The sequence below is a fragment of the Streptomyces sp. NPDC015345 genome, assembly GCF_043078805.1.
Lineage (GTDB): Bacteria > Actinomycetota > Actinomycetes > Streptomycetales > Streptomycetaceae > Streptomyces.
The window spans coordinates 873,446-900,117 of sequence record NZ_JBIBTX010000003.1 but is presented as its reverse complement, the minus strand read 5'-3'; the positions used below and the strand labels follow the sequence as shown (position 1 = coordinate 900,117).

Sequence of the window (26,672 nt, the reverse complement as noted above, 5' to 3'; positions counted from 1 at the left end):
GTTCATCCGTCCATCCGTCCGTCCAAGGAGCACTCACGTGGCTGCCACCGACGTCCGCCCGAAGATCACGCTGGCCTGCGTGGAGTGCAAGGAGCGGAACTACATCACCAAGAAGAACCGGCGTAACGACCCGGACCGTCTTGAGATGAAGAAGCACTGTCCGCGCTGCAACGCGCACACTGCGCACCGCGAAACGCGCTGACACGCAGGCTCGTACACGAGGCCGTCCCCGTTTGTTGGGGGCGGCCTCGTGTCGTTTCCATACGAATTCCGCGTCACCACCAACCACAGGAGGTACCGAGTCCATGGCGCTCGACCAGTCCTTCGTGGGGCGGTCCTATCCGCCCACCGATCCATATGAGGTCGGCCGGGAGAAGATCCGCGAGTTCGCCGAGGCCGTCGGGGACACCAATCCCGCGTACGCCGACGCGGAAGCCGCCAAGGAACTCGGTCACCCCGATGTGATCGCCCCGCCGACTTTTGTGTTTGCGATCACTTTCAAGGCCGCGGGTCAGGTGGTCCAGGACCCGCAGCTCGGGCTCGATTACAGCCGCGTCGTACACGGCGACCAGAAGTTCGCCTACACGCGTCCGGTGCGCGCGGGTGACCGGCTCACCGTCACCTCGACCATCGAGGCCATCAAGACGCTCGCCGGCAACGACATCATCGACATCCGCGGTGAGGTCCACGACGAGGCCGGGGAGCACGTCGTGACCGCCTGGACCAAGCTCGTCGCGCGTGCGGCGCAGCCCGCGGGAGAGGGAGTCTGAGGCGATGACGGCGAAGATTTCTTACGACGACGTCGAGGTCGGCACCGAGCTGCCGGCCCAGACCTTCCCGGTGACACGCGCCACACTCGTGCGGTACGCGGGCGCCTCGGGGGACTTCAACCCGATCCACTGGAACGAGAAGTTCGCGATGGAGGTGGGCCTTCCCGACGTCATCGCGCACGGCATGTTCACCATGGCCGAGGCGATCCGGGTCGTGACCGACTGGGTGAGCGACCCGGGAGCGGTCGTCGAGTACGGCGTCCGTTTCACCAAGCCCGTCGTCGTCCCCAACGACGACAAGGGCGCCACCATCGACGTCAGCGCCAAGGTCGCGGCCAAGATGGACGACAAGCGGGTCCGGGTCGACCTGGTCGCCAAGAGCGCGGACCAGAAGGTGCTCGGCATGTCGCGTGCGGTCGTGCAGCTGGCCTGACGGCCGTGATCGCGGCCTGACCGCTCCTCGCGGCAACGGCCCCGCCGGACCGGCGGGGCCGTTCTCGTACTCTTGGGCACGTGCAGGAACTCATCGACGCCCCCCTCGCCCCGCTGACCACCTTCCGTCTCGGTGGCCCCGCGACCCGCCTGATCACCGCGACGACCGACGACGAGGTGATCGCGGCCGTCCGCGAGGCCGACGACTCCGGGACCCCGCTGCTGCTCATCGGCGGCGGATCGAACCTGGTCATCGGCGACAAGGGCTTCGACGGGACCGCCCTGCGCATCGCCACCCAGGGCTTCGCCCTCGACGGTACGAAGCTGGAGCTGGCGGCCGGTGAGGTCTGGACGGACGCGGTCGCCCGCACCGTCGAGGCGGGCCTCGCGGGCATCGAGTGCCTCGCCGGGATCCCCGGTTCCGCGGGCGCGACGCCGATCCAGAACGTGGGGGCGTACGGCCAGGAGGTCTCCTCGACGATCACCGAGGTGGTCGCGTACGACCGGCGGACCCGCGAGACGGTCGTGATCCCGAACGCCGAGTGCGACTTCTCGTACCGCCACAGCCGCTTCAAGGCAGACCCCGAGCGCTTCGTGGTCCTGCGGGTCCGCTTCGCGCTGGAGGACGCGCAGGGGATGAGCGCTCCGCTGAAGTACCCCGAGACGGCGCGCACGCTCGGCGTCGAGGCGGGCGAGCGGGTTCCGGCGGCGGTCGCGCGGGAGACCGTCCTGAAGCTCCGCGCCGGCAAGGGCATGGTGCTCGACCCCGAGGACCACGACAGCTGGTCGGCCGGGTCCTTCTTCACCAACCCGATCCTCACCGAGGACGAGTTCGCCGCCTTCCACGCGCGCGTGGCGGACCGGCTCGGCCCGGGCATCGACCCGCCCGGCTTCCCCGCGGGCGACGGCCGCGTGAAGACCTCCGCCGCCTGGCTCATCGACAAGGCGGGCTTCGCGAAGGGCTACGGAGAGGGCCGGGCCCGGATCTCCACCAAGCACACCCTCGCCCTCACCAACCGTGGCGGCGCGACCACCGAGGATCTGCTGGCGCTCGCCCGCGAGGTCGTCGCCGGGGTGCGGGACGCCTTCGGGATCACCCTGGTCAACGAACCGGTCATGGTCGGCGTCAGCCTGTAGCCGACTGCCGCCGACGGCGGCCTCAGTAGGCCACGCCCACGCCCTGCTTCACCGTCGACGGGTCGTCGATCATCGCCAGCATCGCGTGCGCCACATCGGCGCGCCCGATGAAGCGCCCGCTGCGCGGAGTGCCTCCGACGACCTTCCTGTAGACGCCCGTCACGGGCTTGTCCTGGAGCCTCGGCGGGCGTACGGACGTCCAGTCCGTGGCGCTGCGTGCCAGTTCGGCCTCCATGGCCCGCAGATCCACGTACACGTCCTTCAGGACCGCGCTGACCACGAGCCCCATGGCCTTGTCGACCAAGGGCTGCCGCTCGGCGGGCGGGCCGACCGGCGCGGCGCTCACCACGAGGAGCCTGCGCACCCCCTCGGCCTCCAGCGCGCGCACCATCGACCGGGTGAGCTCCGCCGCGATCCCGGCGTCCGACCGCTTGCGCGCCCCGAGCCCCGAGAGCACCGCGTCCCGCCCGGTCACTGCCGCCCGCAGCGCCTCGGCGTCCCTCAGGTCGGCCCGGAAGACCTCCAGGCCCTCGCCCTCGACGGCCAGCCGCGCCGGGTCGCGCACCACTGCCGTGACCTGGTGACCCGCCGTCAGGGCCTGCCGGACGATCTCCCCGCCGATACCGCCGGTCGCACCGAACACCGTCAGCTTCATCGCGCACCCTCCGGGAGGAGTAGTAGATGGGTGGGTGAGTATTCACTCACCTCTAGAGTGAGTAAACACTCACCCCTCGTCAAGTCTGGTTGGACGGCACATGCAGCAGAAACCCACCAGGGCCCGCATCCTCGACGCGGCGCACGACCTCATGCGCACCATCGGCCTCGCCCGCGCCACCACCAAGGAGATCGCCAAGGCCGCGGGCTGCTCCGAAGCGGCGCTCTACAAGCACTTCGCGAGCAAGGAGGAGCTGTTCGTGGCCGTCCTCCAGGAGAGGCTGCCCCGCCTCGGCCCGCTGCTGCACCGCCTGACCGAGGAGCCGGGGGAGCGCGACGTCGAGGAGAACCTCGCCGAGATCGCCCGCCTGGCCAGCGACTTCTACGCTGAGAGCTTCCCGATCGCCGCGTCGCTGTACGCCGAGACCAAGCTCAAGCGACGCCACGAGGACGCGCTCCAGCAGATGGGCGCCGGCCCCCACATCCCCATCGAGGCCCTGGACGCCTACCTCCGGGCCGAACGCGACGCCGGACGGATCGCCGCCGACGCCGACACGTTCGCGGCCGCCTCGCTGCTCCTGGGCGCCTGCGCGCAGCGCGCCTTCGCCTACGACGCCGTGATCGGCAAGCGCCCCCCGCAGCCCGTCGAGGAGTTCGCGGCGGCCCTCGCCCGCACGCTCCTCGCGGGAATCAGCCGCTGAGCCAGGCGTCGACCCCGGACAGCAACTTCTCCCGCACGTCCACGGGGGCGGCCGAGCCGCGGATCGACTGCCGCGCCAGCTCGGCCAGTTCGGCGTCGTCGAAGGCGTGGTGCTCACGCGCGATCTCGTACTGGGCGGCGAGACGCGAGCCGAAGAGCAGCGGGTCGTCGGCGCCGAGCGCCATCGGCACCCCCGCGTCGAAGAGGGTCCGCAGTGGCACGTCCTCGGGCTTCTCGTAGACCCCGAGGGCGACGTTGGAGGCCGGGCACACCTCGCACGTCACGCCGCGGTCCGCGAGCCGCTTCAGGAGCCGCGGGTCCTCGGCGGCCCGCACCCCGTGCCCGATCCGGGCCGCGTGCAGGTCGTCCAGGCAGTCCCGCACCGAGGCGGGCCCGGTCAGCTCACCGCCGTGCGGCGCCGCGAGGAGCCCCCCGTCGCGCGCGATCGCGAAGGCCCGGTCGAAGTCCCGCGCCATGCCCCGCCGCTCGTCGTTGGAGAGCCCGAAGCCGACGATGCCCCGGTCCGCGTAACGCACCGCGAGCCGCGCCAGCGTGCGGGCGTCCAGCGGGTGCTTCATGCGGTTCGCGGCGACCAGGACGCGCATCCCGAGGCCGGTCTCCCGCGAGGCGGTGTCGACCGCGTCCAGGATGACCTCGAGGGCCGGGATCAGACCGCCGAGCCGCGGCGCGTACGAGGTCGGGTCGACCTGGATCTCCAGCCACCCAGAACCGTCCCGCAGATCCTCCTCGGCGGCCTCCCGCACCAGCCGCTGGATGTCCTCGGGCTCACGCAGACAGGAACGCGCCGCGTCGTAGAGCCGCTGGAAGCGGAACCACCCGCGCTCGTCGGTGGCGCGCAGCTTCGGCGGTTCGGCACCGGTCAGCGCGTCCGGGAGCCGCACCCCGTACTTGTCGGCCAGCTCAAGCAGGGTGGAGGGCCGCATCGACCCGGTGAAGTGCAGGTGCAGATGGGCCTTTGGCAGCTCTCTTATGTCTCGTACACGCTCCATTCCAGGATCTTGCCGTACGCACCTGGCGTCCCGGTAGCGCCTTTCCCCTTCGAGGCCTTCCCCGAACGAAGAAACGGACCGCCCCTCAGCAGGAACGGGCCGCCTCTCCGGTGGAAAGGCGGCCCGCACGCGCGCGTGGAGCGCGATTTTCTCCAGAGACCTCAGTTTTCTCCAGAGACCTCAGTCGCGGGCCTCCGCAAGGAGCTCCTGGAGGCGCGAGACGCCCTCGACGAGATCCTCGTCACCGAGCGCGTACGAAAGGCGCAAGTAACCCGGCGTCCCGAAGGCCTCGCCCGGGACCACCGCGACCTCGGCCTCCTCCAGGATCAGCGCGGCCAGCTCGACGGAGTCCTGCGGGCGCTTGCCGCGGATCTCCTTGCCGATGAGGCCCTTGACCGAGGGGTAGACGTAGAAGGCGCCCTCGGGCTTGGGGCAGAAGACGCCCTCGATGTCGTTGAGCATCCGCACGATGGTCTTGCGGCGCCGGTCGAAGGCCTCGCGCATCTTGTCGACGGCGACCAGGTCACCGGAGACGGCCGCGAGCGCGGCGGCCTGCGCGACGTTGGAGACGTTGGACGTGGCGTGCGACTGAAGGTTCGTCGCGGCCTTCACGACGTCCCTCGGGCCGATGATCCAGCCGACGCGCCAGCCGGTCATCGCGTACGTCTTGGCGACGCCGTTGACCACGATGCACTTGTCGCGCAGCTCGGGGAGGATCGCGGGGAGCGAGGTGAACGTCGCGTCTCCGTAGACGAGGTGTTCGTAGATCTCGTCGGTCATCACCCACAGGCCGTGCTCGACGGCCCAGCGGCCGATCGCCTCGGCGTCGGCCTCGCTGTAGACGGCGCCCGTCGGGTTCGACGGCGAGACGAAGAGGACGACCTTGGTGCGCTCCGTGCGGGCGGCCTCCAGCTGCTCGACGGAGACGCGGTAACCGGTCGTCTCGTCGGCGACGACCTCGACGGGGACACCGCCGGCCAGGCGGATCGACTCCGGGTACGTCGTCCAGTAGGGGGCCGGGACGATGACCTCGTCACCCGGATCGAGGATCGCGGCGAACGCTTCGTAGATGGCCTGCTTGCCGCCGTTCGTCACCAGGATCTGCGAGGCGTCCACCTCGTACCCGGAGTCGCGCAGCGTCTTGGTGGCGATCGCGGCCTTGAGCTCTGGGAGGCCGCCGGCCGGTGTGTAGCGGTGGAACTTCGGGTTCTTGCAGGCCTCGACGGCCGCCTCGACGATGTAGTCCGGAGTGGGGAAGTCGGGCTCACCCGCGCCGAAGCCGATCACCGGGCGCCCGGCGGCCTTCAGGGCCTTGGCCTTGGCGTCGACGGCGAGGGTCGCGGACTCGGAGATCGCGCCGATGCGCGCGGACACCCGGCGCTCGGTCGGAGAAGTTGCAGCGCTCATGGCCCCATCGTTCCAGACCTGAAAGGCCCCCGGCGCGTGGGTTTCCCGCACCGTCGGAACCCAATCTGTTCGACGGGGGGCCGTAGACCACGTACACTCACTGCTCGTTGGCCCTCACCGGCCGCACCCTCTCGAGGCACTCCGTGCACCTGGGCGGATGCGGTAGGTTGGGGGAAATCAAAGGGTCGTAGCTCAATTGGTAGAGCACTGGTCTCCAAAACCAGCGGTTGGGGGTTCAAGTCCCTCCGGCCCTGCTACACACTCCTTCGCCAGGATGTGTGCGCATGTACGTACTGCAATGCACCGCCGTGCGGCTCAACCGGGCGCGGCACGGCCACGACCCGGAATCAGGTGAGGACGAGTGACGGACGCCGTGGGCTCCATCGACATGCCTGATGCCCAGGACGAGGCGCCGGAGTCCAAGAAGAAGGCCCGCAAGGGCGGCAAGCGCGGCAAGAAGGGCCCCTTCGGCCGTCTCGCGCTCTTCTACCGCCAGATCATCGCGGAGCTCCGCAAGGTCGTCTGGCCGACTCGCAGCCAGCTCACGACCTACACCACAGTGGTGATTGTCTTCGTCGTCATCATGATCGGCCTTGTGACCGTGATTGACTATGGCTTCAGCCACGCTGTCAAGTACATCTTCGGCTGAGCCGAGAGCGAAGGGCGCCGTACTCGGCGCCCCTATTCGCGTGTTCCACCCCTTGTATCCAGGAAGAAGCAGCCACCGTGTCTGACCCGAACCTGAACGACGCCGTTGAGCCTCGCGGAGAGGACGCGGAGTCCGTGGAGGACCAGCTCGACATCGTCGAGGCGGCGGACGCCGAGGAGCCGGATCAGGCCGAGGCAGCCGACGCCGCCGCGGGCGAGCCCGCCGAAGAGGCCGCCGTCCACCTGGAGGGCGACGCCGAGGCTGCCGCCGAGTCCGAAGAGGACGAGGCCGCGGACGATGCCGATGTCGACGCCGACGCCACGGATGCCGAGGCCGCCGACGAGGAGCCGGTGGAGGAGGAGTCCGAGCCGGTCGACCCGATCGTCGCCCTGCGCGAGGAGCTCCGCACCCTGCCCGGCGAGTGGTACGTCATCCACACCTACGCCGGTTACGAGAACCGCGTGAAGACCAACCTCGAGCAGCGCGCCGTCTCGCTGAACGTCGAGGACTTCATCTTCCAGGCCGAGGTGCCGCAGGAAGAGGTCGCCCAGATCAAGAACGGCGAGCGCAAGACCATCCGTCAGAACAAGCTCCCCGGCTACGTGCTGGTGCGCATGGACCTGACGAACGAGTCCTGGGGCGTCGTCCGCAACACCCCCGGCGTCACCGGCTTCGTGGGCAACGCCTACGACCCGTACCCGCTGACCCTGGACGAGATCGTCAAGATGCTCGCCCCCGAGGCCGAGGAGAAGGCCGCCCGCGAGGCCGCGGAGGCCGAGGGCAAGCCGGCTCCCGCCCGCAAGGTCGAGGTCCAGGTCCTGGACTTCGAGGTCGGCGACTCGGTCACCGTCACCGACGGCCCGTTCGCGACGCTTCAGGCGACGATCAACGAGATCAACGCCGACTCGAAGAAGGTCAAGGGCCTCGTCGAGATCTTCGGCCGCGAGACCCCGGTCGAGCTCAGCTTCGACCAGATCCAGAAGAACTAGCCCGCGGCCCTCGCGGCTGCCTCGGCTTCCTCTGGAACACACGCCTCCGAACAGGTCAGACGGGCTGCCAAAGCCGGTCTGACCTGCTCGGTTTTTAGCCGCGCGACTATACCCGTTATCGTTGTGCGGTATGCCTCCATCCGGATGACCGGACGGTCGGCTGAAAACTCTCACTAGGACCCGGAGAGAGCAATGCCTCCCAAGAAGAAGAAGGTCACGGGGCTGATCAAGCTCCAGATCCAGGCTGGTGCCGCCAACCCGGCCCCGCCGGTCGGCCCCGCCCTGGGCCAGCACGGCGTCAACATCATGGAGTTCTGCAAGGCCTACAACGCCGCGACCGAGTCGCAGCGTGGCTGGGTGATCCCGGTGGAGATCACGGTCTACGAAGACCGCTCCTTCACCTTCATCACCAAGACGCCGCCGGCCGCCAAGATGATCCTGAAGGCCGCTGGTGTCGAGAAGGGCTCCGGCGAGCCCCACAAGACCAAGGTCGCCAAGGTCACCGAGGCGCAGATCCGCGAGATCGCGCAGACCAAGATGGAAGACCTCAACGCCAACGACCTGGACGCCGCGTCGAAGATCATCGCCGGCACCGCCCGTTCCATGGGCATCACGGTCGAGGGCTGAGACTCCTCCCCCGTCTGACCTTTCTCCAGTGGTAGGGCCAAGCGCTGGCCCGCACCACGACTCCATACCTGAACACACCAGGAGCAGAAGTGAAGCGCAGCAAGACTCTCCGCGCTGCGGACGCCAAGATCGACCGGGAGAAGCTGTACGCCCCGCTCGAGGCCGTCCGTCTCGCCAAGGAGACCTCCGCGACCAAGTTCGACGGCACTGTCGAGGTCGCCATGCGTCTGGGCGTCGACCCGCGCAAGGCCGACCAGATGGTCCGTGGCACCGTGAACCTCCCGCACGGCACCGGCAAGACCGCCCGGGTCCTGGTCTTCGCGACCGGTGACCGTGCTGCGGCCGCGGAAGCCGCTGGGGCCGACATCGTCGGCGCCGACGAGCTGATCGACGAGGTCGCGAAGGGCCGCCTGGACTTCGACGCCGTCGTCGCCACCCCGGACCTCATGGGCAAGGTCGGCCGCCTCGGCCGCGTGCTCGGTCCGCGTGGTCTGATGCCGAACCCGAAGACCGGCACCGTGACCCCCGATGTCGTCAAGGCTGTCAACGACATCAAGGGCGGCAAGATCGAGTTCCGCGTCGACAAGCACTCGAACCTGCACTTCATCATCGGCAAGGTGTCCTTCGACGACACCAAGCTGGTGGAGAACTACGCCGCGGCCCTGGAGGAGATCCTCCGTCTGAAGCCGTCGGCCGCCAAGGGTCGCTACATCAAGAAGGCCGCCATCACCACCACGATGGGTCCCGGCATCCCGCTGGACTCGAACCGCACCCGCAACCTCCTCGTCGAGGAGGACCCGGCCGCCGTCTGAAACTGACGGCAGCCGCGTCGCGTACGCGTTCTGTGGACGGGCCCCGCAACCTTTCGAGGTGCGGGGCCCGTCCTGTTTGTGTACGAGCCTTTCGGATACGACTGTCAGAGGCCCGCGGCAAGGAAGCGGACCTCCACGAAGCCAAGGGGTGGGACGGGATGAACAGCACGACCATGCGGCGTACGGGTCTCTCGATCGCGGTGGCGGCCGCGCTGACGGGCCTGGCGGCCTGCGGTTCCGGTGACTCGGGAGGTTCCTCCGACAAAGCCGGGGGCGGGCAGGACGAGGGCGGGATCAAGGTCAGCCCGATAGCCGCCCTGCGTACGGTCCAGAAGTCGACCGACAAGGCGGACACCGCCCGGATCGACGGCACGACCTCCATGGGCTCACAGGTGTCCATGGACATGAAGGGCGTCATGGGCTGGTCCGACGGCATCACGGGCAATGTGACCGTGACCTTCACGGGCGGCGCCCAGGCCCAGCAGATGGAGCAGCTCGGCCAGCGGAAGATCGACTACCGCTACTTGAAGAACGGCTTCTACGCGCACATGGGGGACACGTTCGCGTCCCAGGCGGGTGGCGGCAAGCACTGGCTGGAGTACGACTACGACACGCTGGCGGAGATGAGCGGCGCCGCGGGCGAGGCGTTCCAGGACCAGATGCAGAAGAGCACGCCGAACCAGTCGGTGAAGATGCTGCTCGCCTCGGGCGACGTGAAGCGCGTCGGCGAGGAGGAGGTCCGCGGGACGAAGGCGACGCACTACTCCGGGAAGGTCGACGTCGCCGACTTCACCGCCAAGAACACCGACCTGGACGAAGAGCAGCTGAGCGAGCTGAAGAAGCAGTTCGAGCAGGCCGGCATGAGCACCGAGACGATCGACATCTGGGTCGACGACGACGACCTGCTCGTCAAGAAGATCGAGAAGGCCGACACGAAGAACGGCGCCTTCTCGCAGACCGCCTACTACAGCGACTACGGCACGCCGCTCTCCGTCGAGAAGCCCCCGGCCTCGGACACCGTGAGCTTCAAGGAGCTCATGAACAAGCAGCCCGCCGCGTAGCCGCGCAGCGCACCCCGCATAACCCGCGAGCCCCGGGAGCCGGTGCTCGGGTACTCTCAGCACTCAGAAAATGGATCGATCATATGTTCCTAGGGGTGGGGTCATGACTGCTGGTGCCGTACGTGGAAGCAAGGCGCGCGGGCGGCGGGCGGCGGGTGCCGTGCTCGCCACCGCGCTGCTCTGTACGGGCGCGGTCGCCTGTACGGGCTCGGACGACAAGTCCGACAAGAGGGCGGGGGGCTCGGGCGAGCACCAGTCCCGTTCGCAGGTGGCCGAGGTCATCACGGCCGCGTACAAGAAGACCTCGGCCGCGAAGTCGGCCAAGGTCGAGATGACGATATCCACCCCGCCGGGCGAGACCGCCAAGGCCATGGGCGGGGCCGGTGAGATGAAGATGTCCGGCGTCATGGGCTGGGACCCGACCGTCATGGACGTGACGATGTCGGGCTCCGCGCTCACGGAGGGGGACCCCAGCGCCCCCAAGCAGATCCGGATGCTCTGGCGCGACAACGTCATGTACATGGACATGGGCGCGGCCGCGGCCAAGGACATGGACGGCAGGCGCTGGATGAAGATGGACCTGAACTCCATCGCGAAGCAGACCGGCGACGACAAGCTGACCAAGCAGATGACCGGCGGCCTGGACAGCATGAGCCAGGACCCCGCGCAGCAGCTCGCGATGCTCCTCGACTCGCCGAACCTGAAGCACCTGGGTGCCGCGAAGATCGAGGGCGTGCAGACCCAGCGCTATAAGGGCCGGCTCACCGTCAAGGAGATGATGGAGTCCAACGACGGGCTCAAGGACGTCCTCGGCAAGAGCGAGCGTGAGCAGCTCTTCAAGAACGTCGAGAAGGCCGGCATCAAGGGCTACGACACCGAGGTCTGGGTCAACGAGGACGACTACCCGGTCCGCATGGACATCGACATCAAGACGCCCGACGGCACGGTGAAGACCTCGCAGACCTTCTCGGACTACGGCGCGGCCGCCAAGGTCACCCCGCCGCCGGCCGGGCAGACCCTGGACCTGATGGAGATGTTCAAGGAGCTCGGCAAGGGCGGCTCCGGAGCGGGCTCCGACAGCGGCTTCTGACCGGATTTGCTTGACGAGGACCCGTTCGCGTACGCTTCCCCAGAAGCCAAAGACCGCTGGTCGTTGCTGTGCTCGTGCTAGAGGGTGCAGTGGCCGAAGGATCCGCTGAAACTGCGGACGACCCGCGTAGGTGACTGTGGAAGTGCTCCCGGACGGGTTCCTGTTCGGTCGAGCTCAGCCCCGTGCGCCTGCGCCGGGGCGTTCTGTTTTTCCCAGCCCCTTCTGAGCGGTCCTCATCACCCGGAAGGAGGCCGACGCTCTATGCCGACGCCCGACAAGGCTGCCGCGGTAGCCGAGCTCACGGACAAGTTCCGCAGCTCGAACGCCGCCGTGCTGACCGAGTACCGGGGTCTCACCGTGGCCCAGCTCAAGCAGCTGCGCCGTTCTCTCGGTGAAAACTCCGAGTACGCCGTGGTGAAGAACACGCTGACCAAGATTGCGGCCAACGAGGCCGGGATCAACACGCTGGACGACCTGTTCACGGGTCCGACGGCGGTTGCCTTCGTCACCGGTGACCCGGTGGAGTCGGCCAAGGGTCTTCGTGACTTCGCCAAGGAAAACCCGAACCTCGTCATCAAGGGCGGTGTCCTTGACGGCAAGGCGCTGTCCGCCGACGAGATCAAGAAGCTTGCGGACCTCGAGTCCCGCGAGGTTCTGCTCGCCAAGCTGGCGGGCGCCATGAAGGGCAAGCAGTCCCAGACTGCCGCGCTCTTCCAGGCGCTTCCCTCGAAGTTCGTCCGCACCGCGGAGGCGCTTCGTGCCAAGCAGGCCGAGCAGGGCGGTGCCGAGTAATTCGGCTCGCACATTGACCGCCGCCTGAGGCGACGGTCACCGCGGGCCCAACGTACGCCCGCCTTCATGTACACCCGGCACCAGCCGAATTAGTGGAAGGACGCCATCATGGCGAAGCTGTCCCAGGACGACCTGCTCGCGCAGTTCGAAGAGATGACCCTCATCGAGCTCTCCGAGTTCGTGAAGGCCTTCGAGGAGAAGTTCGACGTCACCGCCGCCGCGCCCGTCGCCGTTGCCGCTGGTGGCGCCGCTGCCGCCCCGGCCGAGGCCGAGGCCGAGCAGGACGAGTTCGACGTCATCCTCACCGGCGCCGGCGAGAAGAAGATCCAGGTCATCAAGGTCGTGCGTGAGCTGACCTCGCTGGGTCTCAAGGAGGCCAAGGACCTCGTCGACGGCACCCCGAAGCCGGTCCTCGAGAAGGTCGCCAAGGACGCCGCGGAGAAGGCCGCCGAGGCCCTCAAGGGCGCCGGCGCCTCCGTCGAGGTCAAGTGACCTCACGAGTCGTCCGACTCTTCTGACCGTTCGTATGGCGGAAACGCTGTAACGCGCGGGACGCCTAAGGCGATCACCCATGTGGGTGGTCGCCTTTCGGCGTTCACGGGACGTGCGCGAGGCCTGCCTTGCGATGTCGGTCCCGGCGAGTATGGTGATCTTCGTTGTGCCTCGGGACAGCCCGTGACGGTGAGTGTCTCAGGGCGACGTCTGGGCATGGGGGCCTTGACGAACCGCACGCAGCGCGCAATTCTCAGGACGCGTCGTCACAACGATCCGCATCCGAGGCATGGATCGGCGGCGAAGAGGGCAGTATCGATGTGCATCGAGGGCGTGGCTTGCAGCAGGGGTTGAGAACAACGAGGGTCTCCCAGAACCCGCACTGGACATCAGTGGGCCAACTGGCTACACTGACCCTTTGCGCTGCCTGTTAGCTGCCTCCTGCCCGTCACCAGGGGCATGCCCATGCTTGAGCACTGTGGACCGAAGCTTCCCTGACCTGGGATCTCCGTCTCTGTGTCCAGCTTGGGACCGGTACGCGCGTAGTGAGTCCGAGCCCTCGGAAGGACCCCCTCTTGGCCGCCTCGCGCACTGCCTCGACCGCGAATACGAACAACGGCGCCAGCACCGCCCCGCTGCGCATTTCCTTTGCAAAGATCAAGGAGCCCCTCGAGGTTCCGAACCTTCTTGCGCTGCAGACCGAGAGCTTTGACTGGCTGCTCGGCAACGACGCGTGGAAGGCTCGTGTCGAGGCGGCTCTCGAAAGCGGACAGGACGTCCCCACCAAGTCCGGTCTGGAGGAGATCTTCGAGGAGATCTCCCCGATCGAGGACTTCTCCGGGTCGATGTCCCTTACGTTCCGCGACCACCGTTTCGAGCCTCCCAAGAACTCGATCGACGAGTGCAAGGAGCGCGACTTCACGTTCGCCGCCCCGCTCTTCGTCACCGCCGAGTTCACCAACAACGAGACCGGCGAGATCAAGTCCCAGACGGTCTTCATGGGCGACTTCCCGCTCATGACCAACAAGGGCACCTTCGTCATCAACGGCACCGAGCGTGTCGTCGTGTCGCAGCTGGTCCGTTCGCCGGGTGTCTACTTCGATTCCTCGATCGACAAGACGTCCGACAAGGACATCTTCTCCGCCAAGATCATCCCGTCCCGGGGTGCCTGGCTGGAGATGGAGATCGACAAGCGCGACATGGTCGGTGTCCGCATCGACCGCAAGCGCAAGCAGTCGGTCACCGTTCTGCTCAAGGCTCTCGGTTGGACGACCGAGCAGATCCTCGAGGAGTTCGGCGAGTACGAGTCCATGCGCGCCACCCTGGAGAAGGACCACACCCAGGGCCAGGACGACGCGCTGCTCGACATCTACCGCAAGCTCCGTCCGGGCGAGCCGCCGACCCGTGAGGCCGCTCAGACGCTGCTCGAGAACCTCTACTTCAACCCCAAGCGCTACGACCTCGCGAAGGTCGGCCGCTACAAGGTCAACAAGAAGCTGGGTGCGGACGCTCCGCTCGACGCGGGCATCCTCACGGTCGAGGACATCATCGCCTCGATCAAGTACCTGGTGAAGCTGCACGCCGGTGAGACCGAGACCGTTGGCGACAGCGGCACGTCGATCGTCGTCGAGACCGACGACATCGACCACTTCGGCAACCGCCGTCTGCGCAACGTGGGCGAGCTCATCCAGAACCAGGTCCGCACGGGTCTGGCTCGTATGGAGCGCGTCGTCCGCGAGCGCATGACGACCCAGGACGTCGAGGCGATCACGCCGCAGACCCTGATCAACATTCGCCCGGTCGTGGCGTCGATCAAGGAATTCTTCGGCACCTCGCAGCTGTCGCAGTTCATGGACCAGAACAACCCGCTGTCGGGTCTCACCCACAAGCGCCGCCTGTCGGCTCTTGGCCCGGGTGGTCTCTCCCGTGAGCGGGCCGGCTTCGAGGTCCGTGACGTGCACCCGTCTCACTACGGCCGCATGTGCCCCATTGAGACGCCCGAAGGCCCGAACATCGGTCTGATCGGTTCGCTCGCCTCGTACGGCCGCGTCAACGCGTTCGGCTTCGTCGAGACGCCGTACCGCAAGGTCGTCGAGGGCCAGGTCACCGACGATGTCGACTACCTGACGGCCGACGAGGAGGACCGCTTCGTCATCGCGCAGGCCAACGCGCCGCTGACGGACGACCTCCACTTCGCCGAGGCCCGCGTCCTGATCCGCCGCCGTGGCGGAGAGATCGACTACGTGCCCGGCACGGACGTCGACTACATGGACGTCTCGCCGCGCCAGATGGTGTCGGTCGCGACCGCCATGATCCCGTTCCTCGAGCACGACGACGCCAACCGTGCCCTCATGGGCGCGAACATGATGCGTCAGGCCGTGCCGCTGATCACCGCCGAGGCCCCCCTCGTCGGCACCGGCATGGAGTACCGCTGCGCGGTCGACGCCGGTGACGTGATCAAGGCCGAGAAGGCGGGTGTGGTCCAGGAGGTCTCCGCGGACTACGTCACCGTCACCAACGACGACGGCACGTACACCACGTACCGCATCGCCAAGTTCTCCCGGTCGAACCAGGGCACCTCCGTCAACCAGAAGGTTGTCGTCGACGAGGGCGCCCGCGTGATCGAGGGCCAGGTCCTGGCCGACGGTCCCGCGACCGAAGAGGGCGAGATGGCCCTCGGCAAGAACCTGCTCGTGGCGTTCATGCCGTGGGAGGGTCACAACTACGAGGACGCGATCATCCTGTCGCAGCGCCTCGTGCAGGACGACGTCCTCTCCTCGATCCACATCGAGGAGCACGAGGTCGACGCCCGTGACACCAAGCTCGGCCCGGAGGAGATCACCCGGGACATCCCGAACGTCTCCGAGGAGGTCCTCGCCGACCTCGACGAGCGCGGCATCATCCGTATCGGTGCCGAGGTCGTCGCCGGCGACATCCTCGTCGGCAAGGTCACGCCCAAGGGTGAGACCGAGCTGACGCCGGAGGAGCGCCTGCTCCGCGCGATCTTCGGTGAGAAGGCGCGCGAGGTGCGCGACACCTCGCTGAAGGTGCCGCACGGTGAGATCGGCAAGGTCATCGGCGTCCGCGTCTTCGACCGCGAAGAGGGCGACGAGCTGCCGCCGGGCGTGAACCAGCTGGTCCGTGTCTACGTGGCGCAGAAGCGCAAGATCACCGACGGTGACAAGCTCGCCGGCCGTCACGGCAACAAGGGCGTCATCTCGAAGATCCTGCCGATCGAGGACATGCCGTTCCTGGAGGACGGCACCCCGGTCGACATCATCCTCAACCCGCTGGGTGTCCCGTCCCGAATGAACCCGGGACAGGTCCTGGAGATCCACCTCGGCTGGCTCGCCAGCCGCGGCTGGGACGTCTCCGGCCTCGCGGACGAGTGGGCGCAGCGCCTTCAGGCCATCGGTGCCGACAAGGTCGAGCCCGGCACGAACGTCGCGACCCCCGTCTTCGACGGTGCCCGCGAGGACGAGCTGGCCGGTCTGCTCGAGCACACGATCCCGAACCGCGACGGCGAGCGCATGGTGCTCCCGACCGGTAAGGCGCCGCTGTTCGACGGCCGCTCGGGTGAGCCCTTCCCGGAGCCGATCTCGGTCGGCTACATGTACATCCTCAAGCTGCACCACCTGGTCGACGACAAGCTCCACGCCCGTTCGACCGGCCCGTACTCCATGATCACCCAGCAGCCGCTGGGTGGTAAGGCACAGTTCGGTGGTCAGCGCTTCGGTGAGATGGAGGTGTGGGCGCTTGAGGCATATGGCGCCGCGTACGCCCTTCAGGAGCTCCTGACGATCAAGTCCGACGACGTGACCGGCCGCGTGAAGGTCTACGAGGCCATCGTCAAGGGCGAGAACATCCCCGAGCCCGGCATCCCTGAGTCCTTCAAGGTGCTCATCAAGGAAATGCAGTCGCTCTGCCTCAACGTGGAGGTGCTGTCCTCGGACGGCATGTCCATCGAGATGCGCGACACCGACGAGGACGTCTTCCGCGCGGCGGAGGAGCTCGGCATCGACCTGTCCCGGCGCGAGCCGAGCAGCGTCGAAGAGGTCTGACGGGTCTGGTCGGGGCCTCCTCGTGAGGCCCCGGCCCTGCCCCGGACCCGTACAGACCATGATTGAGACTCGACCCCGAAAGAGGGATTGACGACAAAGTGCTCGACGTCAACTTCTTCGACGAGCTGCGGATCGGCCTTGCCACCGCGGACGACATCCGACAGTGGTCCCACGGCGAGGTCAAGAAGCCGGAGACCATCAACTACCGCACGCTCAAGCCCGAAAAGGACGGACTCTTCTGCGAGAAGATCTTCGGTCCGACCCGGGACTGGGAGTGCTACTGCGGCAAGTACAAGCGTGTCCGCTTCAAGGGCATCATCTGTGAGCGCTGTGGCGTAGAAGTCACGCGCGCCAAGGTGCGCCGCGAGCGGATGGGCCACATTGAGCTGGCCGCTCCCGTCACCCACATCTGGTACTTCAAGGGCGTCCCGTCGCGCCTCGGCTACCTGCTGGACCTCGCCCCGAAGGACCTCGAGAAGGTCATCTACTTCGCGGCGTACATGATCACGTTCGTGGACGAGGAGCGTCGTACCCGCGACCTGCCGTCCCTGGAGGCGCATGTCTCCGTCGAGCGTCAGCAGATCGAGAACCGTCGCGACTCCGACCTGGAGGCCCGCGCCAAGAAGCTCGAGACCGACCTGGCCGAGCTCGAGGCCGAGGGCGCCAAGGCCGACGTACGCCGCAAGGTGCGCGAAGGCGCCGAGCGCGAGATGAAGCAGCTCCGTGACCGCGCCCAGCGCGAGATCGACCGTCTCGACGAGGTGTGGAACCGCTTCAAGAACCTCAAGGTCCAGGACCTCGAGGGCGACGAGCTGCTCTACCGCGAGCTGCGTGACCGCTTCGGCACGTACTTCGACGGCTCCATGGGTGCCGCTGCCCTGCAGAAGCGCCTGGAGTCCTTCGACCTGGACGAAGAGGCCGAGCGGCTTCGCGAGATCATCCGTACCGGCAAGGGCCAGAAGAAGACCCGTGCGCTCAAGCGCCTCAAGGTCGTCTCCGCGTTCCTGCAGACGAGCAACAGCCCCAAGGGCATGGTGCTCGACTGCGTGCCGGTCATCCCGCCGGACCTGCGTCCGATGGTGCAGCTGGACGGTGGCCGCTTCGCGACCTCCGACCTGAACGACCTGTACCGCCGCGTCATCAACCGCAACAACCGCCTGAAGCGGCTTCTCGACCTCGGCGCGCCCGAGATCATCGTGAACAACGAGAAGCGCATGCTCCAGGAGGCCGTCGACGCGCTCTTCGACAACGGCCGTCGTGGTCGCCCGGTCACGGGCCCCGGCAACCGTCCGCTGAAGTCGCTGTCCGACATGCTCAAGGGCAAGCAGGGTCGTTTCCGTCAGAACCTGCTCGGTAAGCGTGTGGACTACTCCGCGCGTTCCGTGATCGTCGTCGGTCCGCAGCTGAAGCTGCACCAGTGTGGTCTGCCGAAGGCCATGGCGCTGGAGCTCTTCAAGCCGTTCGTGATGAAGCGTCTGGTCGACCTGAACCACGCGCAGAACATCAAGAGCGCCAAGCGGATGGTCGAGCGCGGCCGCACGGTCGTGTACGACGTCCTCGAAGAGGTCATCGCCGAGCACCCGGTGCTGCTGAACCGTGCGCCCACGCTGCACCGCCTCGGCATCCAGGCCTTCGAGCCGCAGCTGGTCGAGGGCAAGGCCATCCAGATCCACCCGCTCGTCTGCACCGCGTTCAACGCGGACTTCGACGGTGACCAGATGGCCGTGCACCTGCCGCTCTCCGCGGAGGCGCAGGCCGAGGCCCGCATCCTGATGCTGTCCTCGAACAACATCCTGAAGCCGGCCGACGGCCGTCCCGTCACCATGCCGACCCAGGACATGGTGCTTGGCCTCTTCTTCCTCACCACGGACGAGGAAGAGCGCGAGGTCATCGGCGAGGGCCGGTCCTTCGGCTCCACGGCCGAGGCGATCATGGCGTTCGACGCCCGTGAGCTCTCGCTGCAGGCGAAGGTCGACATCCGCTTCCCGGTGGGCACCATCCCGCCGCGCGGCTGGACCCCGCCGGTCAGCGAAGAGGGCGACGACTTCGGTGGCGAGCGTGCCTACCAGCAGGGCGACAGCTTCCGGCTGCGTACGACGCTGGGCCGCGCGCTCTTCAACGAGCTGCTGCCCGAGGACTACCCCTTCGTCGACTACTCGGTCGGCAAGAAGCAGCTCTCCGAGATCGTCAACGACCTCGCCGAGCGCTACCCCAAGGTCATCGTGGCGGCGACGCTCGACAACCTGAAGGCGGCGGGCTTCTACTGGGCGACCCGTTCCGGCGTCACCGTGGCCATCTCCGACGTCGTCGTGCCCGAGGCCAAGAAGGCCATCGTCAAGGGCTACGAGGAGCAGGACGAGAAGGTCCAGAAGCAGTACGAGCGCGGTCTGATCACCAAGGACGAGCGCACGCAGGAGCTCATCGCGATCTGGACCAAGGCGACCAACGAGGTCGCCGAGGCGATGAACGCGAACTTCCCCAAGACCAACCCCATCTTCATGATGGTTGACTCGGGTGCCCGAGGAAACATGATGCAGATGCGGCAGATCGCCGGTATGCGTGGTCTGGTGTCGAACGCGAAGAACGAGACCATCCCGCGTCCGATCAAGGCCTCGTTCCGTGAGGGCCTCTCCGTCCTCGAGTACTTCATCTCCACGCACGGTGCCCGTAAGGGTCTGGCGGACACGGCTCTGCGTACCGCCGACTCCGGTTACCTCACCCGTCGTCTGGTCGACGTCTCCCAGGACGTCATCATTCGCGAGGAGGACTGTGGCACCGAGCGCGGTCTGAAGCTCAAGATCGCGGTCAAGGGCGAGGACGGCGTGCTCCGCAAGACGGAGAACGTCGAGACCTCGGTGTACGCCCGCATGCTGGCCGAGGACGTCGTCATCGACGGCAAGGTCATCGCGCCGGCCAACGTCGACCTCGGTGACGTGCTCATCGACGCCCTGGTCGCCAACGGCGTCGAGGAGGTCAAGACCCGCTCGGTCCTGACCTGTGAGTCGGCGGTCGGCACCTGTGCCTTCTGCTACGGCCGTTCGCTCGCCACCGGCAAGCTGGTCGACATCGGTGAGGCGGTCGGCATCATCGCCGCCCAGTCCATCGGTGAGCCCGGTACCCAGCTGACGATGCGTACCTTCCACACCGGTGGTGTGGCCGGTGACGACATCACCCAGGGGCTGCCCCGTGTCGTCGAGCTCTTCGAGGCTCGTACGCCGAAGGGTGTCGCCCCGATCTCCGAGGCCGCGGGCCGTGTCCGCATCGAGGAGACCGAGAAGACCAAGAAGATCGTCGTCACCCCGGACGACGGCAGCGACGAGACGGCGTTCCCGATCTCGAAGCGTGCCAAGGTCCTGGTGCGTGAGGGTGACCACGTCGAGGTGGGCCAGCCGCTCACCTTCGGTGCCACCAACCCGCACGACGTGCTGCGGATCCTCGGTCAGCGCGCGGTCCAGGTCCACCTGGTCGGCGAAGTCCAGAAGGTCTACAACTCGCAGGGTGTGTCGATCCACGACAAGCACATCGAGATCATCATCCGGCAGATGCTGCGCCGCGTGACGATCATCGAGTCCGGCGACGCGGAGCTGCTGCCGGGCGAGCTCGTCGAGCGCTCGAAGTTCGAGACCGAGAACCGTCGTGTGGTCACCGAGGGCGGTCACCCCGCCTCCGGCCGTCCGCAGCTGATGGGTATCACCAAGGCCTCGCTGGCGACGGAGTCGTGGCTGTCCGCGGCTTCCTTCCAGGAGACGACCAGGGTCCTGACGGACGCGGCGATCAACGCCAAGTCCGACTCCCTGATCGGCCTCAAGGAGAACGTCATCATCGGTAAGCTCATCCCGGCCGGTACGGGTCTTTCCCGCTACCGCAACATCCGGGTGGAGCCCACCGAAGAGGCCAAGGCCGCGATGTACTCGGCCGTCGGGTACGACGACATCGACTACTCGCCGTTCGGCACGGGCTCCGGTCAGGCCGTTCCGCTGGAGGACTACGACTACGGGCCGTACAACCAGTAGGGTCTGAGTTCACTGAAGGGCGGTCGCCCCGCATTGCGCGGGGTGGCCGCCCTTCGGCGTTCCCGGCTGACTAGGATGCGGGTGGTCCGGGCCGAAGTACCCTGCGGCGCGGGGGAGTTGGAGGGGCGGGGGAGTGGAGACGGCTCGGGTCTCTTTCGGTCTGGCGGCCGCGGTGCTGATCCCGCTGGGACTGGCATGGCACGGCCCGCGCCCCTGGCGGATGGTCGCCTTCACGGCCCTCTACGGGGCGTACGCGGTTCTCCCGTACGGCGACGAGGGCAAGCCCTGGGTCGCGCTCTGCGTGGCCGCCCTGCTGTCCCTGGGCCTCGTCCTGTGGAAGCACCCGGCGGGCATGCCGGCCCTCGGCTTCTCGGTCACGCTGCCGCTGATGGTGGGGAGAGTCGCACGCAACCGCTGGGTGAGCGCCGCGGCCCTCTCTGCGGCCGTGGGCCTCGCGGCATGGTCCGCCGGCCCGACCGCCGGGGCGCTCGGGCGGGGGCTGTTGCTGAGCGACGAGGTGGCGGTGTTCCTCTCGGCGGCGCTCATCTCCGTGTTCGGGGGCGGAGCCCTGGCCAAGACCGCGACCGCACCGGTACGCCGGGAGATCCTGGCCCTGGAGGACGGTCCGGAGCGGCGGGCCGCGGTCGAGTTCATGAGCGCTGGGCGGGCGATCGGCCTGCTGGAGCGGGGGCTGCTCTTCGCGTTCCTCGCCGCGGGCCGGCCGGAGGCCGCGGCACTGGTGCTCGCCGCCAAATCGCTGGCCCGGGTGCCCACGAGCGAACACGGCAAGCACGCGTCCGAGTACTTCCTCATCGGTACGCTGGCCAGTGTCATCGCCTCGCTGGTGATGAGCATGGCCGCTCGCACGGCGGTCGGGCTGCCCATCCTCTAGGAGGCGCCGCCTTGGAGCTGCGAAGGCACCCCTTGGTCGTGAAGCTGCTGTCCCTGCACCTGCCGGCCGCGGATTACGTGGTGGCCGGGAGCGGGGCGCTGCTGGCCCACGGCATCCGGGACCAGATCGGGGACCTGGACATCGTCGCGCGCGGCGCCGCATGGAAGACCGCCGAGGCGTTGGCCGATCCGGTCCCCGCGCCGTCCTGGCACGGCCGCATGGTGTTGCTCTTCGGGGGCGACATCGAGGTATTCGACCGCTGGCTGCCCGGGACGCCGGAGCCGGACGTGTTGATCGAGGGGGCCGAGTGGGTGTCCGGCATCCCGTTCTGCCCGCTGTCCCAGATCCTCCTCTGGAAAGAGCGTTCGATCCGCCCCAAGGACCAAGCGGACGCTCGATCGATCAAGAACTTCCTGCGGCGCTCCTGATGCGGCCAGATGTCCGGCGTGTCGCCCCCCATCGCATTTGTTTTGACCAGACTCGATGAGGTAGGTACGCTCAGACCTTGTGCCTGGGGTGTGCCTGGGCTCGTGCGCGTGTCTTCAACCGCATCGCGAGTCCGTCAACGGCCACCGTAATCTGCGCCCCTTTCCGCCTTGCGGCGGGAGTCTGCAGCATTCGACACACCCGACCGCGTGGGTCGGGGACGTTCCAGGTTAGCTTTACTATTCGGCACACAGAAACCGGAGAAGTAGTGCCTACGATCCAGCAGCTGGTCCGTAAGGGCCGGCAGGACAAGGTCGAGAAGAACAAGACGCCCGCACTCGAGGGTTCGCCCCAGCGCCGTGGCGTCTGCACGCGTGTGTTCACGACCACCCCGAAGAAGCCGAACTCGGCCCTCCGTAAGGTCGCGCGTGTGCGTCTGACCTCCGGGATCGAGGTCACGGCCTACATTCCGGGTGAGGGACACAACCTGCAGGAGCACTCCATCGTGCTCGTGCGTGGTGGCCGTGTGAAGGACCTGCCTGGTGTTCGCTACAAGATCATCCGCGGTTCCCTCGACACCCAGGGTGTCAAGAACCGCAAGCAGGCCCGCAGCCGCTACGGCGCCAAGAAGGAGAAGTAAGAATGCCTCGTAAGGGCCCCGCCCCGAAGCGCCCGGTCATCATCGACCCGGTCTACGGTTCTCCTCTGGTGACCTCCCTCATCAACAAGGTGCTGCTGAACGGCAAGCGCTCCACCGCCGAGCGCATCGTGTACGGCGCCATGGAGGGCCTGCGCGAGAAGACCGGCAACGACCCGGTCATCACGCTGAAGCGCGCGCTCGAGAACATCAAGCCGACCCTCGAGGTCAAGTCCCGCCGTGTCGGTGGCGCGACCTACCAGGTCCCGATCGAGGTCAAGCCGGGCCGTGCGAACACGCTCGCCCTGCGCTGGCTGGTCGGTTACTCCCGCGCCCGTCGCGAGAAGACCATGACCGAGCGTCTGCTCAACGAGCTCCTCGACGCCTCCAACGGCCTCGGTGCCGCTGTGAAGAAGCGCGAGGACACCCACAAGATGGCCGAGTCCAACAAGGCCTTCGCGCACTACCGCTGGTAGTCGCTACCCACATCGAGACCGAGAGAAGACTGAGCCGACATGGCTACCACTTCACTTGACCTGGCCAAGGTGCGCAACATCGGCATCATGGCTCACATCGACGCGGGCAAGACGACGACCACCGAGCGGATCCTGTTCTACACCGGTGTCTCGTACAAGATCGGTGAGGTCCACGACGGCGCCGCGACGATGGACTGGATGGAGCAGGAGCAGGAGCGTGGCATCACGATCACCTCTGCTGCCACCACCTGTCACTGGCCGCTGAACGACGTCGACCACACCATCAACATCATCGACACCCCGGGCCACGTCGACTTCACCGTCGAGGTGGAGCGTTCGCTCCGCGTGCTCGACGGTGCCGTGACGGTGTTCGACGGCGTCGCCGGCGTTGAGCCCCAGTCCGAGACCGTGTGGCGTCAGGCGGACCGCTACGGCGTCCCGCGTATCTGCTTCGTCAACAAGCTCGACCGTACCGGTGCCGAGTTCCACCGCTGCGTCGACATGATCGTCGACCGCCTCGGTGCGACCCCCCTGGTCATGCAGCTGCCCATCGGCGCGGAGGCTGACTTCAAGGGTGTCGTCGACCTCGTCACCATGAAGGCCTTCGTCTGGTCCGCCGAGACCAAGATGGGCGAGGCCTACGACATCGTCGACATCCCCGACACGCACACCGAGGCTGCCGAGGAGTACCGCGGCAAGCTGCTCGAGGCCGTCGCGGAGAACGACGAAGAGATGATGGAGCTGTACCTCGAGGGCCAGGAGCCCACCGAGGACCAGCTGTACGCGGCGATCCGTCGCATCACCATCGCCTCCGGCAAGGGCGGCGACACCACCGTCACCCCCGTCTTCTGCGGTACCGCGTTCAAGAACAAGGGCGTCCAGCCCCTGCTCGACGCGGTCGTGCGCTACCTGCCGTCTCCCCTGGACGTCGAGGCCATCGAGGGCCACGACGTGAAGGACCCGGAGCTGGTCGTCAAGCGCAAGCCGTCCGACGACGAGCCGCTGTCGGCCCTCGCGTTCAAGATCGCGAGCGACCCGCACCTCGGCAAGCTCACCTTCGTCCGGATCTACTCCGGTCGCCTGGACGCCGGCACCGCGGTGCTGAACTCCGTCAAGGGCAAGAAGGAGCGCATCGGCAAGATCTACCGCATGCACGCGAACAAGCGTGAGGAGATCGACTCGGTGGGCGCCGGCGACATCGTCGCCGTCATGGGCCTGAAGCAGACCACCACCGGTGAGACGCTGAGCGACGACAAGAACCCGGTGATCCTGGAGTCCATGGACTTCCCGGCGCCGGTCATCGAGGTCGCCATCGAGCCGAAGTCCAAGGGCGACCAGGAGAAGCTGGGTGTCGCCATCCAGCGTCTCTCGGAGGAGGACCCCTCCTTCCGCGTTCACTCGGACGAGGAGACCGGCCAGACCATCATCGGTGGTATGGGCGAGCTTCACCTCGAGGTGCTCGTCGACCGCATGAAGCGCGAATTCCGCGTCGAGGCGAACGTCGGCAAGCCGCAGGTGGCCTACCGCGAGACGATCCGCAAGGCCGTCGAGCGCGTGGACTTCACCCACAAGAAGCAGACCGGTGGTACCGGTCAGTTCGCGAAGGTGCAGATCGCGATCGAGCCCATCGAGGGCGGCGACGCGTCGTACGAGTTCGTGAACAAGGTCACGGGTGGCCGCATCCCCAAGGAGTACATCCCCTCGGTGGACGCGGGTGCTCAGGAGGCCATGCAGTTCGGCATCCTGGCGGGCTACGAGATGACGGGCGTCCGCGTCACGCTCATCGACGGCGCCTACCACGAGGTCGACTCCTCCGAGCTCGCCTTCAAGATCGCCGGTTCGCAGGCCTTCAAGGAGGCCGCGCGCAAGGCGTCCCCCGTGCTCCTTGAGCCGATGATGGCCGTCGAGGTCACCACGCCCGAGGACTACATGGGCGATGTCATCGGTGACATCAACTCCCGCCGTGGCCAGATCCAGGCCATGGAGGAGCGCAGCGGCGCTCGCGTCGTGAAGGGCCTCGTGCCCCTCTCGGAGATGTTCGGCTACGTCGGAGACCTCCGCAGCAAGACGTCGGGTCGCGCAAGCTACTCAATGCAGTTCGACTCCTACGCCGAGGTTCCGCGGAACGTCGCCGAGGAGATCATCGCGAAGGCCAAGGGCGAGTAACTCACCCCAGTTAACGCTTTAGGCTTGACACCATCCGCCGGGGTTCGACCCCGTAGGGCAAGAATCCCGGCGGCTGGCTTCCCAGCAAAGATCACCTGGCGCCGATGAAGCAAGGCGTACAGAACCACTCCCAGGAGGACCCAGTGGCGAAGGCGAAGTTCGAGCGGACTAAGCCGCACGTCAACATCGGCACCATCGGTCACATTGACCACGGTAAGACGACCCTCACGGCCGCCATTACCAAGGTGCTGCACGACGCGTACCCCGACCTGAACGAGGCCTCGGCCTTCGACCAGATCGACAAGGCTCCCGAGGAGCGCCAGCGCGGTATCACGATCTCGATCGCGCACGTCGAGTACCAGACGGAGACGCGTCACTACGCCCACGTCGACTGCCCCGGTCACGCGGACTACATCAAGAACATGATCACGGGTGCCGCGCAGATGGACGGCGCCATCCTCGTGGTCGCCGCCACCGACGGCCCGATGCCGCAGACCAAGGAGCACGTGCTCCTGGCCCGCCAGGTCGGCGTTCCGTACATCGTCGTCGCCCTGAACAAGGCCGACATGGTGGACGACGAGGAGATCCTGGAGCTCGTCGAGCTCGAGGTCCGTGAGCTCCTCTCCGAGTACGAGTTCCCGGGCGACGACCTGCCGGTCGTCAAGGTCTCGGCGCTCAAGGCGCTCGAGGGCGACAAGGAGTGGGGTGAGTCCGTCCTCAACCTGATGAAGGCTGTCGACGAGTCGATCCCGGAGCCCGAGCGTGACGTCGACAAGCCGTTCCTGATGCCGATCGAGGACGTCTTCACGATCACCGGTCGTGGCACCGTCGTCACCGGTCGTATCGAGCGTGGTGTCCTCAAGGTCAACGAGACCGTCGACATCATCGGCATCAAGACCGAGAAGACCACCACCACGGTCACCGGCATCGAGATGTTCCGCAAGCTGCTCGACGAGGGCCAGGCCGGTGAGAACGTCGGTCTGCTCCTCCGTGGCATCAAGCGCGAGGACGTCGAGCGCGGCCAGGTCATCATCAAGCCCGGTTCGGTCACGCCGCACACCGAGTTCGAGGCCCAGGCCTACATCCTGTCGAAGGACGAGGGTGGCCGTCACACCCCGTTCTTCAACAACTACCGCCCGCAGTTCTACTTCCGTACGACGGACGTGACCGGCGTCGTGACCCTCCCCGAGGGCACCGAGATGGTCATGCCGGGTGACAACACCGAGATGAAGGTGGAGCTCATCCAGCCCGTCGCCATGGAAGAGGGCCTGAAGTTCGCCATCCGTGAGGGTGGCCGGACCGTCGGCGCCGGCCAGGTCACCAAGATCAACAAGTAAGCTTCCCGCTTGCTTGAAGATCGGGGAGACCCGGTCGCTCTG

The 26,672-nt window shown here is 67.1% G+C and carries 24 protein-coding genes and 1 tRNA gene; 22 read left to right on the top strand and 3 right to left on the bottom strand.

Annotation, left to right across the window (positions count from 1 at the left end):
* Positions 1–37: 37 nt before the first annotated feature.
* The 4 genes from rpmG to ACF062_RS16485 all read left to right on the top strand — a co-directional run bounded on the left by rpmG (position 38) and on the right by ACF062_RS16485 (position 2,339).
* Positions 38–202 carry a 50S ribosomal protein L33 gene (gene rpmG / locus ACF062_RS16500; RefSeq protein WP_004571794.1) on the top strand — a complete coding sequence of 55 codons (165 nt, stop codon included), beginning with the start codon at positions 38–40 and terminating at the stop codon, positions 200–202.
* 103 nt (positions 203–305) lie between these two features.
* Positions 306–770: a MaoC family dehydratase N-terminal domain-containing protein gene (locus ACF062_RS16495; RefSeq protein WP_223776201.1), complete on the top strand. Its 465-nt coding sequence runs from the start codon at positions 306–308 to the stop codon at positions 768–770.
* A gap of 4 nt (positions 771–774) precedes the next feature.
* Positions 775–1,203 (top strand): MaoC family dehydratase, encoded by a 429-nt coding sequence (locus ACF062_RS16490; RefSeq protein ID WP_392138633.1) that lies wholly within the window; start codon positions 775–777, stop codon positions 1,201–1,203.
* An 80-nt stretch (positions 1,204–1,283) separates the two neighbouring features.
* Entirely contained in the window at positions 1,284–2,339 is a 1,056-nt protein-coding gene (locus ACF062_RS16485) for a UDP-N-acetylmuramate dehydrogenase (RefSeq protein ID WP_392138631.1), read from the top strand.
* Between the two features lie 22 nt (positions 2,340–2,361).
* On the opposite strand, the gene ACF062_RS16480 is transcribed toward ACF062_RS16485, so the two are convergent.
* Entirely contained in the window at positions 2,362–2,994 is a 633-nt protein-coding gene (locus ACF062_RS16480) for an NAD(P)-dependent oxidoreductase (RefSeq protein WP_392138629.1), read from the bottom strand.
* A 100-nt stretch (positions 2,995–3,094) separates the two neighbouring features.
* Here ACF062_RS16480 and ACF062_RS16475 point away from each other — a divergent pair, with 100 nt between their 5' ends.
* Positions 3,095–3,694 carry a TetR/AcrR family transcriptional regulator gene (locus tag ACF062_RS16475; RefSeq protein ID WP_392138628.1) on the top strand — a complete coding sequence of 200 codons (600 nt, stop codon included), beginning with the start codon at positions 3,095–3,097 and terminating at the stop codon, positions 3,692–3,694.
* On the opposite strand, the gene ACF062_RS16470 is transcribed toward ACF062_RS16475, so the two are convergent.
* Both ACF062_RS16470 and ACF062_RS16465 read right to left on the bottom strand, forming a co-directional pair.
* Positions 3,684–4,703 carry an adenosine deaminase gene (locus ACF062_RS16470; protein ID WP_356578094.1) on the bottom strand — a complete coding sequence of 340 codons (1,020 nt, stop codon included), beginning with the start codon at positions 4,701–4,703 and terminating at the stop codon, positions 3,684–3,686. The genes ACF062_RS16475 and ACF062_RS16470 overlap by 11 nt on opposite strands.
* A 180-nt stretch (positions 4,704–4,883) precedes the next feature.
* Positions 4,884–6,110 (bottom strand): pyridoxal phosphate-dependent aminotransferase, encoded by a 1,227-nt coding sequence (locus ACF062_RS16465; protein WP_392138626.1) that lies wholly within the window; start codon positions 6,108–6,110, stop codon positions 4,884–4,886.
* 181 nt (positions 6,111–6,291) lie between these two features.
* Between ACF062_RS16465 and ACF062_RS16460 the strand changes: the two genes are divergently transcribed.
* The 17 genes from ACF062_RS16460 (at position 6,292) to tuf (ending at position 26,630) form a co-directional block, all read left to right on the top strand.
* A tRNA-Trp gene (locus ACF062_RS16460) sits at positions 6,292–6,364 on the top strand.
* Positions 6,365–6,471: 107 nt separating this feature from the next.
* Positions 6,472–6,759, top strand: a complete 288-nt coding sequence (gene secE / locus ACF062_RS16455) for a preprotein translocase subunit SecE (RefSeq protein WP_223776208.1) — start codon at positions 6,472–6,474, stop codon at positions 6,757–6,759.
* A 77-nt stretch (positions 6,760–6,836) separates the two neighbouring features.
* Positions 6,837–7,748, top strand: a complete 912-nt coding sequence (gene nusG / locus ACF062_RS16450; protein WP_392138623.1) for a transcription termination/antitermination protein NusG — start codon at positions 6,837–6,839, stop codon at positions 7,746–7,748.
* A 192-nt stretch (positions 7,749–7,940) separates the two neighbouring features.
* Positions 7,941–8,375, top strand: a complete 435-nt coding sequence (gene rplK / locus ACF062_RS16445; protein ID WP_030782612.1) for a 50S ribosomal protein L11 — start codon at positions 7,941–7,943, stop codon at positions 8,373–8,375.
* An 89-nt stretch (positions 8,376–8,464) separates the two neighbouring features.
* A complete protein-coding gene (gene rplA, locus ACF062_RS16440) occupies positions 8,465–9,187 on the top strand; it encodes a 50S ribosomal protein L1 (protein ID WP_055698213.1) in 723 nt (240 codons plus the stop codon).
* A gap of 158 nt (positions 9,188–9,345) precedes the next feature.
* The gene (locus tag ACF062_RS16435) at positions 9,346–10,248 is read left to right on the top strand and encodes a hypothetical protein (RefSeq protein ID WP_392138621.1); all 903 of its coding nucleotides are present in this window, start codon (positions 9,346–9,348) and stop codon (positions 10,246–10,248) included.
* Positions 10,249–10,351: 103 nt separating this feature from the next.
* Positions 10,352–11,338 (top strand): hypothetical protein, encoded by a 987-nt coding sequence (locus ACF062_RS16430; RefSeq protein ID WP_392138619.1) that lies wholly within the window; start codon positions 10,352–10,354, stop codon positions 11,336–11,338.
* A gap of 261 nt (positions 11,339–11,599) precedes the next feature.
* Positions 11,600–12,130, top strand: coding sequence for a 50S ribosomal protein L10 (gene rplJ / locus ACF062_RS16425; RefSeq protein WP_223776212.1), 531 nt, complete (start codon positions 11,600–11,602; stop codon positions 12,128–12,130).
* A 108-nt stretch (positions 12,131–12,238) separates the two neighbouring features.
* The gene (rplL, locus tag ACF062_RS16420) at positions 12,239–12,622 is read left to right on the top strand and encodes a 50S ribosomal protein L7/L12 (RefSeq protein ID WP_030782597.1); all 384 of its coding nucleotides are present in this window, start codon (positions 12,239–12,241) and stop codon (positions 12,620–12,622) included.
* Positions 12,623–13,197: 575 nt separating this feature from the next.
* The gene (rpoB, locus tag ACF062_RS16415; protein WP_223776214.1) at positions 13,198–16,683 is read left to right on the top strand and encodes a DNA-directed RNA polymerase subunit beta; all 3,486 of its coding nucleotides are present in this window, start codon (positions 13,198–13,200) and stop codon (positions 16,681–16,683) included.
* A gap of 98 nt (positions 16,684–16,781) precedes the next feature.
* Positions 16,782–20,696: a DNA-directed RNA polymerase subunit beta' gene (locus ACF062_RS16410; RefSeq protein ID WP_356578106.1), complete on the top strand. Its 3,915-nt coding sequence runs from the start codon at positions 16,782–16,784 to the stop codon at positions 20,694–20,696.
* 133 nt (positions 20,697–20,829) lie between these two features.
* A complete protein-coding gene (locus ACF062_RS16405; RefSeq protein WP_392138615.1) occupies positions 20,830–21,588 on the top strand; it encodes a hypothetical protein in 759 nt (252 codons plus the stop codon).
* Between the two features lie 11 nt (positions 21,589–21,599).
* Positions 21,600–22,016: a hypothetical protein gene (locus ACF062_RS16400; protein ID WP_392138613.1), complete on the top strand. Its 417-nt coding sequence runs from the start codon at positions 21,600–21,602 to the stop codon at positions 22,014–22,016.
* A 266-nt stretch (positions 22,017–22,282) separates the two neighbouring features.
* Complete coding sequence (gene rpsL, locus ACF062_RS16395) at positions 22,283–22,654, top strand: 30S ribosomal protein S12 (RefSeq protein WP_003948652.1); 372 nt, start codon at positions 22,283–22,285, stop codon at positions 22,652–22,654.
* Positions 22,655–22,656: 2 nt separating this feature from the next.
* The gene (gene rpsG / locus ACF062_RS16390) at positions 22,657–23,127 is read left to right on the top strand and encodes a 30S ribosomal protein S7 (protein WP_003974303.1); all 471 of its coding nucleotides are present in this window, start codon (positions 22,657–22,659) and stop codon (positions 23,125–23,127) included.
* A 39-nt stretch (positions 23,128–23,166) separates the two neighbouring features.
* On the top strand, positions 23,167–25,293 hold the full coding sequence (fusA, locus tag ACF062_RS16385) for an elongation factor G (RefSeq protein WP_223776218.1): 2,127 nt from the start codon (positions 23,167–23,169) through the stop codon (positions 25,291–25,293).
* 143 nt (positions 25,294–25,436) lie between these two features.
* Positions 25,437–26,630 carry an elongation factor Tu gene (gene tuf / locus ACF062_RS16380; protein ID WP_127910221.1) on the top strand — a complete coding sequence of 398 codons (1,194 nt, stop codon included), beginning with the start codon at positions 25,437–25,439 and terminating at the stop codon, positions 26,628–26,630.
* Positions 26,631–26,672 lie beyond the last annotated feature (42 nt).

Bases quoted from the DNA above. Each gene is read 5' to 3' on its own strand.
- ACF062_RS16490 (WP_392138633.1), top strand. From the start codon at position 775: ATGACGGCGAAGATTTCTTACGACGACGTCGAGGTCGGCACCGAGCTG.
- ACF062_RS16430 (WP_392138619.1), top strand. From the start codon at position 10,352: ATGACTGCTGGTGCCGTACGTGGAAGCAAGGCGCGCGGGCGGCGGGCG.
- rplJ (WP_223776212.1), top strand. From the start codon at position 11,600: ATGCCGACGCCCGACAAGGCTGCCGCGGTAGCCGAGCTCACGGACAAG.
- rplL (WP_030782597.1), top strand. From the start codon at position 12,239: ATGGCGAAGCTGTCCCAGGACGACCTGCTCGCGCAGTTCGAAGAGATG.
- ACF062_RS16465 (WP_392138626.1), bottom strand. From the start codon at position 6,110: ATGAGCGCTGCAACTTCTCCGACCGAGCGCCGGGTGTCCGCGCGCATC.
- rplK (WP_030782612.1), top strand. From the start codon at position 7,941: ATGCCTCCCAAGAAGAAGAAGGTCACGGGGCTGATCAAGCTCCAGATC.
- ACF062_RS16495 (WP_223776201.1), top strand. From the start codon at position 306: ATGGCGCTCGACCAGTCCTTCGTGGGGCGGTCCTATCCGCCCACCGAT.
- ACF062_RS16435 (WP_392138621.1), top strand. From the start codon at position 9,346: ATGAACAGCACGACCATGCGGCGTACGGGTCTCTCGATCGCGGTGGCG.
- ACF062_RS16480 (WP_392138629.1), bottom strand. From the start codon at position 2,994: ATGAAGCTGACGGTGTTCGGTGCGACCGGCGGTATCGGCGGGGAGATC.
- ACF062_RS16470 (WP_356578094.1), bottom strand. From the start codon at position 4,703: ATGGAGCGTGTACGAGACATAAGAGAGCTGCCAAAGGCCCATCTGCAC.
- ACF062_RS16475 (WP_392138628.1), top strand. From the start codon at position 3,095: ATGCAGCAGAAACCCACCAGGGCCCGCATCCTCGACGCGGCGCACGAC.
- fusA (WP_223776218.1), top strand. From the start codon at position 23,167: ATGGCTACCACTTCACTTGACCTGGCCAAGGTGCGCAACATCGGCATC.
- rpsG (WP_003974303.1), top strand. From the start codon at position 22,657: ATGCCTCGTAAGGGCCCCGCCCCGAAGCGCCCGGTCATCATCGACCCG.